Source organism: Sphingomonas sp. A2-49, assembly GCF_025548555.1.
GTDB lineage: Bacteria > Pseudomonadota > Alphaproteobacteria > Sphingomonadales > Sphingomonadaceae > Sphingomonas.
Map to the genome: position 1 here is coordinate 219997 of NZ_JAJLPA010000002.1, position 10867 is coordinate 230863.

Annotated in this window: 6 protein-coding genes; all 6 read right to left on the bottom strand. The window is 63.8% G+C overall.

Translation table 11 applies throughout. The features are described 5' to 3' along the window. Window positions 1-58 precede the first annotated feature (58 nt). Entirely contained in the window at window positions 59-1123 is a 1065-nt protein-coding gene (locus LPN01_RS05030) for a hypothetical protein (RefSeq protein ID WP_262827261.1), read from the bottom strand. Next, entirely contained in the window at window positions 1124-2128 is a 1005-nt protein-coding gene (locus LPN01_RS05035; protein WP_262827262.1) for a site-specific integrase, read from the bottom strand. A gap of 327 nt (window positions 2129-2455) precedes the next feature. Then, window positions 2456-4516 (bottom strand): 3'-5' exonuclease, encoded by a 2061-nt coding sequence (locus tag LPN01_RS05040; RefSeq protein ID WP_262827263.1) that lies wholly within the window; start codon window positions 4514-4516, stop codon window positions 2456-2458. A 4-nt stretch (window positions 4517-4520) separates the two neighbouring features. Next, a complete protein-coding gene (locus LPN01_RS05045; protein WP_262827264.1) occupies window positions 4521-4898 on the bottom strand; it encodes a hypothetical protein in 378 nt (125 codons plus the stop codon). Window positions 4899-4918: 20 nt separating this feature from the next. After that, window positions 4919-7876, bottom strand: a complete 2958-nt coding sequence (locus LPN01_RS05050; protein ID WP_262827265.1) for a site-specific DNA-methyltransferase — start codon at window positions 7874-7876, stop codon at window positions 4919-4921. Continuing rightward, the gene (locus tag LPN01_RS05055) at window positions 7876-10866 is read right to left on the bottom strand and encodes a BPTD_3080 family restriction endonuclease (protein WP_410482795.1); all 2991 of its coding nucleotides are present in this window, start codon (window positions 10864-10866) and stop codon (window positions 7876-7878) included. Before LPN01_RS05055 ends, LPN01_RS05050 begins: the two co-directional genes overlap by 1 nt. Between the last annotated feature and the right edge of the window lies 1 nt (window position 10867).

Genomic DNA, 10867 nt, shown 5'->3' on the forward strand with positions numbered 1-10867 from the left:
TTCCGTGCTCCGCTGCGCCTCGGGCCGGCCTGCGATCCAGCGAGGGCTTTCGGTCGGTTCATCGGATCGCAGCCTGGCCAGCGAGGGCCTCGATCTGTGCGACGGCCAGGGCAAGTTGCGCCGCTGCCTGTCCTCGCGTCCAGTCGGCCACGCTGTTGCCAAGTTTGAACCAGGGCAGCCGTTCGCATCGACGTCTAAACATTGCTGGGAGCGGCACCGTTGCCCACGGATTTTCCAGGAGGACTAGTCCGCGTTCGAAGCTGACGATCGCCGCGGCGAGATGGCTCTTGGCGTCCCCACTCATTCGAAACCGTCCGTCATGGCCCATCGTCGTGCGGCGAGGATTGCCCTCTTCCAGCAGCGGCGCACCTTTCCAGCCGTAAAACGCGTGCCAAATCGCTCCCGAGGTCAGGCCGATGTGACCCGAAACGAGCGGGAGCGTCTGAAGCAACTGGCTCTTGCTCATCGGATCGAACGTGGTGAGGTCGAGCCACAGGACCGACGGCACGGCTTCGCGCCGCTGATGCTCGCTAGCTTTGACGCTGCATAACTTGCTGATGACGTTCGCCTGGATCGAGTCGAACGGCTTCGTGGGATCGGGTGTGCCGCCTGGATGCCAGACCGAGGTCGTGTGGGTGACGAGCATGTCGCCGACCTTGCGGCTAGTGCGCTCGACGCCGGGTACGTCCTCGCCGGCGGCAATAGCGAACCGCCGGGCGGTCTGTGCGCCGTCTTCGTGCTTGGCATGGACCTCCACCGTCACGGGCCCGTCGCCGGCATTTGCCTCGAAGTCCGGCGACGGACCGTGTTTCGCCGACGCGGGCAGCGGCACCGGCGTCATTCGAGCCTCGATCATCGCGCCGAGCGCGCGCAGCTCCGCAAGGGCGGCAGCGGCATCGGCGATGTTTTCCAGGTCGGCCGCGCGCTGCAGCACGCTCCGCATGTCTACCTTGAACGTGGGCGAGCGCCAAACCGCGTCGGCCGCCCTCCGGGTGAGGAAGTCGGTCGCGCTCGCTTGATGGAGGAAAAGCGCGCTCCATGCTGGATGACGCTGGTCGGCAACGAGCGGCGCTTCCTCGATCGCCTTCACCTGTTGGGGCATCAGCAGGGCATGAAGCGACATCTACAGGAATCGTTCACCGGCGTGGTCGGCGAACAGCTCGTGGTTGCGGACATAGTCCGATAGCACTTCAAGCGACTTGTGCCGGCTTTGCTCGCGCATCTTGAAGATGTTGGCCCCCCGCCGCGCCGCCTCAGTGAGGAACCCGGCGCGTAGCGAATGGCCGCTCACCTGTTCGGGATCGTAGCCCGCCGCCTCGGCGCGCGCCTTCACCACCAGCGCAACGCCGCGGTCGCTCATCGGCTTGGCGGTGATCCGACCCTGCGGCGTCAGCTTGCGGAACACCGGCCCGTCGGCGAACCCGGCGAGCGTCACCCAGTCGAGCAGCAGCTGCTTTGGCCGGATGCGGGTGCCCTCGGGGATCGCGATCTCGACGCCCGCGCCCTCTTGGTCGGTCTTCGACCTGCCGATCACGACACGAATGCCCTCGGGCACCATCGCCACCTCGTCGAGCTGCAGCGCGACCAGCTCTGACCGGCGGAAGGCGCCCGCCATGCCGATGGCGAGCAGCGCGCGGTCGCGGACGGCGCGGGGGCTGTCGCCATCGATGCCGTGGAGCATGTCGCGCAGCATGTCGGCGTCGGCCGCGCGTTTCTTGCCTTTGCGAACGCCATGGGTGCGCCGGATGCCGGCGAGGACGTCACGGATCGCCTGAGCACCGACGCATGCTTGCGGCGGATCGAACCCATTGACACGGTGCATGTAGCCGATCGCCGCCAGCCGACGCCCGATCGTTGCCGTCTTCACGCCCGCGTCAGCTTCGGCAGCCAGGAACGTCGCCACCGCTGCGGGCGCGGCCGGGAGCGGCCCGACGCCACGGCCGTCGCACCAAGCGGAAAAGATGGTCCAGTCGGACAGATAGGCGCGCCGCGTCGAAGCGGCGCGCGACGCGGCGGCATAGCCGCGGGCAGCGTTGACCTCCGCCTCGATGATTGCCGGAAGTACCGGCGCCTCGAGAACGGGCGGCCGGACGATCAGAGCTTGCGGGAGGGGATCCTTGTCAGCCATGTCGCTGTCCGCGCCGCGCCCGTCGCATCGATGACGCTCGGCGCGGCGGCCGCGCTTGATCCTGCGGCGACCCAGGCCGACGGGAAGCGCGCGCTGGCGGGTAGCAAATTTTGCTGGCGTCGTCGCGACGTTCGACGCCAATCACCCGCCCTACCGCCACCCGTAACGCGGCCAGCCATCGTCGCAGCCCCATCGAAAGCCTCCCTGTGCCTTCCGCGACCTCTAACAGGGCTCGCGAAATCGAGCTATAAGTTTGTTCCGAGAATCAGCGTTATCGGAAAAAACAAGCCGGGTAAGCGCAGAGCTGTGGCTGTCACCAAACGGGGTTCATGTCGTCGCACCGTTTTTCAAATCATCGAAATATTCGGATGCTGGCCGTACGCCGGTTAGAAACAGACGATCGCGGGCGCGTGTGCAGGCGACATAGAGCAGGCGTCGTTCGGTTTCGTAGATCTCGTCGAGCTCCGCCTCGTCGGCTGCATCGGCCACCCTCTCATCCAGAGGCAGAATGCCCTGATCGCACGCCATCACTATGACGGCTCGAAACTCCAAGCCCTTCGCCAAGTGCATCGGCGCGGTGGTAATCGCGGCAGCGTCGTCTCTGCCATTTATCGCATCCCGAGCTCGCACGATGAGGTCGGATGCGCGCACGAAAATGCCGATTTCGTGCGCGGCAATGCCATCGGCTAACCACCCGTCGACCATCGCACCGACCGCTGCGGCTTCGTCATCGGCATTGGCAAATGTTTCGACCACAGGTGCTGGCCCGTCAAAAACCGATACGATCCCACGCCGCTCGTCTTCCAAGCCATCGACGTCGCGCAGGACCGGTGGCAGCAGGTGATCGGCCGCCTGCCGGATTTGCTGCGACGTGCGGTAGCAGACCTTGAGCGTATGCGACCGGCCGCGCACCTCGACGCCCAGGCTCGACCACGAATACGGATGTTGGAAGATGCGCTGGCCCATGTCGCCGGCAAGGAACAGCGCGTCGCGCCCGGCGGGCGCCAGCGCGGCGAAGAAGCGGAGTTCGGCTGGCGCCAGATCCTGCGCCTCATCGAGGATGATGTGATCGAACGGCTTGCGCAGACGATCGGCCAGCGCCACGGCCAACCCGGTGAACACCTGCGCCCATGTCGTATGGCGTTCCGCCACCAGCGCCGAGCGCACCGCCTCGAACACCGGCCACAGCCGCTCGCGCTGGTTCGGGCCGAGCCTGCTCTTGCGGCCCATTCGCTGCACGGCCGCATAGGCGTCGAGGGTCGTGATGCCCCACGCGTCGACGACGTTGGTCCATTCGGAGAGCAGGAAGCGATCCGAAAAGCCCTTGAGATGCGAGTCCTTGGCTGCCTCGCCCAGCTTTTCCCGCAACACGGCCTCCGACGCGATACGCGGGCGAACGCCGTGTTCGAGCTGATACATCTGCTCGGCAATGCCTTGAAACGAGGCCGCGGTAATGCGCGGGACGATGCCGCCGGTCTCAGGGGCCAAGACCAGTAGCTTCTTCCCCATCGCGCCGGCGAGCGGCTGCGAGAAGCTGGCGAGCAGGATACGCGCCCCCGGGTTCTCGCGCGCCAGCCGCACGGCGCGATGGATCGCGACGATCGTCTTGCCCGTGCCAGCCGATCCGGCGACCCGCGCCGGGCCGGCGAAGCTGCGGTCGGTCAGATCACGCTGGGAAGGGTGGAGAAAGACGCCCCACTTTTCCCACGGGAACGCTAGCGCCTGTTCGAGCTCGTCCTGATCGGCGATCGGCCTGATACGGCGCAGAGCATCGGGGTGCGTGAACGGATCGGCCGTGGCCGGTGTCGGCACTGGCAGCGCGCCGGTCGCGGCATATTCGAGCAGAGCTTCTGATGCTTCACCCGGCAGATGCTCCGCGAGCGTGAAGAAGCCTTCCTCGGTCGCCGCGCGGACATCGGCGAGCCAGTCCGCCGGTACGCCGATCGACAGCAGGGCATCATCGCCAAGCGACACGAATAATTGCGGTTGGGATGCCGCAGCGACCATCGCTTCGGGCGTAACGAAGTCGAACGTCTCGGGCGGTGCGACTTCCTCCACTCGCTCGCGAACTTCGACGATCTGGACCGCGCCGGTACGAGGATGCGCCTCGATCCGCCGCCGCTCGGCCCAGGCATAGGCGTTGTTGTGGTGATCGACATAGGCGACCAGCATCGACTCGCCAGTCTTGTGGACGATCAGCCGCACGTCGCGATTGACCCGCGCCGACCAGAAGTTCGGATCCTTGCTCTTGTCGATGCGGTGAAGTTGAAGACCGTTGCCGGTCGGATCCATCTGTAAGTCGAAAACGCTCGCCTTCACGGCCTTCTGGTCCTGCCCGGACAGGCGGTTGAAGGAAGCAGTGAAGGTGTCGGCGATTAGGAAGTTCATCTGCCTATTTTTTCGACCACTGGCGGTATACCGCCTTTAGTTCGTCCATCCAGCAGGCGACGGGGTCCGAGATGTCCCGTCCTTGGCTCTCAGCCATGTTGAAGAATCCCGGGCCGGGCATTTGGTCGCCAGTCTTGTGCACCACAACGACGGTCGTGAGGCCGAGGCCCTCGTCATCATCCTCCGTGGCAATTTGTCCAAGAAAATGGTCGAGGCGATGGTCATGAGCATCGAGTGAGATCGAGCCGATCCGCGCAACGAGGTCCGAATAGGCAATCAACGCTTCTCGCCGCGCTACCTTATACATAACCGCACGCGCCTCGCCCTTGGCCGCTTCCCAAGCTTCATCATTAAACCCGTGCCTGAAGCCATCGACGATCACGGCGAATCCCCTCGCATTGTCTAAACGCTAAACACCTTCATCACCTCGTCGCCGAAGTGGTTGATGACCTTCACTGCGATCCGTCCACCCGCCGGTCGCTCGAACGGGCGCGAGGTGTCGGAATAGAGCGTCGCCCAGGCGTCCTCATCGATCTCGGCCTGGAGCGCGGTCTTGAGATTCTTGTAGGGGTCGTTCGCGCCCAGAAAATAGGCATGTCGGACGAAGAAGCTCTCTTCGTTATAGTCAGTGTCGATGAACCAAGCTGCGATGCCATTAGTGTCGCTGGAGCGGATATCGCCTGTGTTGGGATCGAACACGTCGACGCCGTTCACCTTGACGCGGACCGTTGCGCCGCCATCGTTCAGCACCTCGACATCGGGCTCGCCGAACACGACGAACATATTGCCGCGCCCGGTGTTCTTCAGTTCCTCCGACATATGCATGTCGGGGTTGATCCGGGCCTTGAGGATTGTGAGGCTGCCGAGCTTGTCAAGCTCGGACGAGTGTGCGTCGAAGTTGAAGGCGCAGGCGATCAGCACGTCGAAGCGGTTGTCCACCGCCTCGCGCGCGGCAGCGACGAGATCCTGACGACCGACGGTGCCGTATTCGGGGCCGATGAGGATCGCGGCGCGGCGCTCCGGGCCGTCCGCGCCTTCGATGAAGGTCGCGGCGGCGCCGATGAAGTTGCCGGGCCAAGGCGCGATGCTCTCGAAGGTGATGCGGTCGCCCTTGGCCTGCTGCTTGACGCCCTCCGCCTTGAGATAGTCGATTACGATTCCACCGAAGTCGGCACCCGCCAGATCGGAGTCCGCGGCGGAGCGCTTGCCGTCGGCTGCGTCGGCCGTCTCGATCAGTTCCTCCTCGCTGGCAGGGAGGACGCGGTGCGGCGATAGGCTTTCGACCGTGAACGGACCGGCGACGCGGACGCGAGCGGGGTCGGTGTAGGGCTTGTCGTAGAGATATTCGACATCGGCGCGGCCGGCGATGCTGGCGTCGATCTCGCGCTGACGGGCGATGCGCGCTTCCCACCATTTCGCGTGCGGCTCGGCGGTGGCAGGCGCCGCGGTGGCGGGAAGCTCACGCGGGATCTGCCATTCCTCCCAGCTTTCGTCGGTCGCCGTGTTGAGTGCGGTGCGCAGCGGCTCGAGCACCGCCTGCCACTTCTCCCAGATGTCGTCGATCAGCGGGTTGTTGGCGATCGACTTGAGCGTGATGTGCGGCACGCGCTCGTAGACGAAGCCTTGGCGGATATCGTCGTGCACCGCCGTTTCGGGCGGCACAGTCTGGGTGAGCGAGGCCTCCTTCGCGCGGCCTTCACGGCTGTCTGCGAGCAGATACCAAGGATAGCGGGCAGCCATCAACCGAGTGCGAGCAAGCGTGAGGGCGACCCGGCTGGTATCCATTGTGATCCAGCGTCGGCCCATTTGCTCGGCTACATAGGCTGTGGTGCCCGAGCCACAGGTTGGGTCAAGCACGAGATCGCCTGGATCAGTGGCCATCAAGATGCAGCGCTCTATGACCTTGGCTGATGTTTCGACTACGTATTGTTTATCCGAAGCGAACCCAGCGATACCTGTGTCAGACCAAACGTCAGTTTCAGCATAGACTGCGAAATCATCGAAGTATCGAACGTAGTAGAGCCCGGTAGAAGTCGACTCCAAGCGCCCGGCATTGCGCAAGTTTCGCATCCCGCTTTCGCTCGTCTTCCAACGCACTTTCAATGATGGGCGGAGCTCCCGCCCCTGGAATTGAACTGGGAACCACGACGCTGCCCCTTCGCCCTTCTCTCGGCCAACGCTTTGGCTTGTAAGATTGTCTATGCGATAAACGCGCGCGCCGGCAGGGAGCTTTTCGGGTGCAAATTTCTCTTCCAGACTCAAACTTCGGCTTGTGAGATCAGAAAAGCGCACCCTCGAATAGGCCGACCCGCCATTCCCAGATAATACCTTACGGCGATATGGAGGTTTGAATTTTAGCCACTGCTTGTTGCGGCAATAGTATAGAATAATATCGTATGTGCCCGGCAGGTATTCCGATGTTGCCCCCGCCGTCTTCGTGAAGATAATTTGGGATACGAAGTTTTCTGCCCCAAATACTTCGTCCATGACTGCCCGCACACGGTGCACGTTCTCGTCGCTGATCTGCACGAAGATCGACCCACTCTCGGTCAGCAGGTCGCGCATCGCGGTCAGGCGGTCGCGCAGATAGGTCAGGTAGCTGTGGATGCCGTCCTTCCAGGTGTCGCGGAACGCCTTCACCTGCTCGGGCTCACGGCTGATGTCGGTCTGCTTGCCGTCCTTCACGTCGCGCGACTGGGTGCTGACCTGCCAATTCGAATTGAATTTGATGCCGTATGGCGGGTCGAAATAGATGCACTGCACCTTGCCCTTCAGGCTCTCGCGCTCGGACAGGCTCGCCATCACCTGCAGGCTGTCGCCCAAGATCATGCGGTTCGACCAATGGCCATCGTGCTTGTAGAAGCCTTCCTCGATCCAGTCCTTCGGCAAGCCGTTAAAGTCGGCGAACATGTTGGGTGCGTCGGTGGTCGCTTCGCGCGCTTCCGCTGTTCGGCGCTTCAAGTCGCCGATGATTGCCTGCGGTTGGATCTTCTCCTGAATATAGAGCGGCGGCACGTTGACGACGAGGTCCGACCAGTCCTGCCGGTCCTTGCCGCGCCAGACGAGTTGCGTGTCGGACAGGGTGAGCGTGCCAGTCGCGGCAAGCTCGGCCTGTTGCGTTTCGGTGATCGTGATCCGAGCCCCGTTCCAGATAATAAGGGGCACACTCGGTTCCTCTTCGGTTCGGGTCTGGCCCTCAGCCAGCGGCCGGGCACGGGGATAATGTTTGGGCGGCAGCGGATGCGTGTCTTCCTCGCGCCGGAAGAAGCTCTCCATCTCCGCCGTCGGGATGTTGCGCCGCGTGGCCTCGGCGTGACGCAGCGCTTCAATCTTCTTGGGGGTGCCGGGCTTGCGTGCCATTAGGCGACCGCCCCGTCGATCAGTTTGGTGACCAAAGTCTTGAACTCGTCCTCGGTGGTGTAAGGATCGGTGAACTCGGCGAACGCCCAGCGGCCGTAGCCGCCGAGTGCGTTGACGCCGGGAACCCACAGGTCGCGGGCGGTCTGCGCCTTAGCCTTGTCGCTTTCATCACGCTGGCCCTTCATCTCCAGCACGAGGTGGAGCGGCTCGGTGCCGGTATCGAGACGGACGAGGAAGTCGGGCAGGTAGCGCCGCATCGTGCCGCCATCGAGATAGGGAATTTCGAAGCCGAGCGCCTGGTTCTTGGCGTAAGCAAGCACGCGGCCGTGCCCCTCCAGCGCCTGCGCCAGCGCGACTTCCCAACTCGAATCCTTGACGACGTGGCTGATCTGGGAGCGCGGGGGCTGGGCGCCGGTCTTCCAGCATTCCTTGGTCGTGATGAAATTGACGTGCCGCGTCGATCCGCTCGGATTGTAGGGATCGAGCACCGCGATGATGTGGCCGCCGCCGCCGCGCGTGCAGGCGATGTCGATCTTTTCGGCGGCGCGGGCGAGCTGCTCCTGATAGAGGATCGCCCCGATCGGCACCCCCTTGGTGACCAGATAGCCCTCCTCAATCCAGCGCCGCGCCAGTCGCTGGATCTGCGGGAACAGGTGCTGCTTGGGGAAGCCGTCCTCGTCGCGGAAATGCGTATAGAGCAGGTGCTTGGCGAGGTTGAAGCTGATCTCCGAGGGGCGGAGTTGCGCCAACACCTCGGGCGTGATGGTGACGCCGGCACCGACGATGCCCTCCATCGTCACCGACGTCGGGCCGATGTCCTCGGGCGTAATGACGAGGCGGCTGTCCTCGTCGAACTTGGCCTGTAGCCGTTCGGACGGCAGCTCGCGCCGATAGCCGCTCACGCGCGGAAAGCGGATTTCCAGTTCGGCGCGCTCCTGGATCGCATGGACGCGGGTGACCGGCTTCGGCGGCTTGGGATCGACCTTCTGCGGCGAGCGGGCGAAATCGAACGGGATACCCATGATGTCGGCATATTCGACGTCGAACAGACCGTCTTTGTTTAGCTCGTAGGACTGCCGACGGAGACCACGACCGACAACCTGCTCGCACAGCAACTGCGTGCCGAATGCGCGGACGCCGAGGATGTGGGTAACGGTGTTCGTGTCCCAGCCCTCGGTGAGCATCGACACCGACACAACGCAGCGAATCTGCTCACCGAGCCGGCCAGGGCGGCCCACGGTATTCATCACCTCGCGCAGTAGGTCGCTCTCGTTGATCTCGCCCTTGACGCTGCCGGCACCTTCGCGCGCGGCTAGCTCGCGCTTGAACTGCTCGATCTCGGCCGACGCCGCTTCCTTGAACCCCTTGTCGAGCGCCTCGCCGGCTTCGAGCTGGCGAGAGTCGATTAGCAGCGTCCTGGGGCGTGGAAGCCGACCGCCATGCTCGTCATAGTTGCGGAACAGTTCGAGATGGCCGGCATGGAAAGCGGCGCGTTCGCCCACCTCGGCGTCGCCGCGTTCAAACCCCGCGATCCACTCGAACACTAGCTTCGAGATAGCGGTGTTTTGGCATACGACGATGAACACCGGCGGCACGCCGATACCCGCTTTCTGCCACCGCTCGAACTCGCCCTGATAGTGGCTATAGAGCGAGTTGAGCGCGGTCATCAGCAGCGGATTGAGGTCGAACGGGCTTAATTTATTGGCGCTCGCCGTCGATTTCGGCATCGACTTGCCGATATGCTTCCACAGATCGCGATAGACGACGGTGTCGGTCTGGACGAGGTTGTCGGTGACGGGCACGCGCGGCAGCTTGACGATGCCGCTCTCGATCGCGTCCATCAGGCTGAAATCGGACACGACCCAAGGGAACAGCGTGCCCTCCTGATAACCGGAGCCGCGCAGAAAGAAGGGGGTTGCAGACAGGTCATACACGGCGCGGACGCCGCCGCTGCGCTTGCCCTTCTTGAGCTGCCGGTCGAGCGCCTCGATGCCATTGATCCACAGTCTCGCCGCCTTCTCGTTCTCCTCGGCTTCTTTCTTCTCGTCGCCGGTGAGCGCCCCCTCGGCGTCGCCGCCGACCTTGTGGCGATAGCAATGGTGAGCTTCGTCATTGATGACGTTCACGCGCTCGAATCGCAGCAGCTTATCGCACGCCCGCGCGAGCATCTGAGCGTCGGTCTCGATCGTCCTGACTGGCTCCGGATTGTTGCCCTGCAGAAAGCTGCGCGCCGCCTTGGGCATCGCCAGCGTCTCGCGGTGCTGAAAGGCGTGATAATTGGTGATGACGATATCAGCGCGCCGAATCTCGGGCAGCATCTCCGGTGGCACGATCTCGCGAGTGTCATAGTAATTGCCCGGTTCGCTCGGCAGGAGGACGCGCAGCCGGTCCTTGATCGTGATGCCCGGCGCCACGATTAGGAAAGCGCGCGAGAAATCCTTGGTTTCCTTGCGCGCAGCGTTGATCGCCTGCCAGGCGATCAGCATCGCCATCACGGTCGTTTTGCCGCTGCCGGTGGCCATCTTCATAGCGAGCCGGAACAGCGCCGGATTGGCTTCCTCGTTGTCCTTGGCGATCTGGTCGAGCAGCCCGCGGGTCGCAGCCCGCCGCGGCGCGACCTCGGTCAGCCAGATCATCGTCTCGACGGCTTCGATCTGGCAGAAAAAAGGGTGTGGGCCCGCCCATTGGTCCCCCGGTCGGCGCCAGTGTTCAAGCAAACGCTGAGTGGCGGGCGTCACGCCCCAGTCGGCGGGGTTGGGGATTGCGCGCCACGCATCGACATAGCCGCGGATCTCGTTGATCTTGGCGTTCTCGGTATAGGTCTCGAGGTCAAGCGAGGCCTGCGCAGCGGCGGCCTTCTTCCGCGAGGCAGGCACCGGCACGATAAACTTCGAAGGGCGACGCCCTTTGATCGGCTCGCCCTCGATAGGCTGACCGGTATCGTCCAGCGGGTGATAGAGGGACGGTGGCGCGTAGGGCGAGTTCAAAATT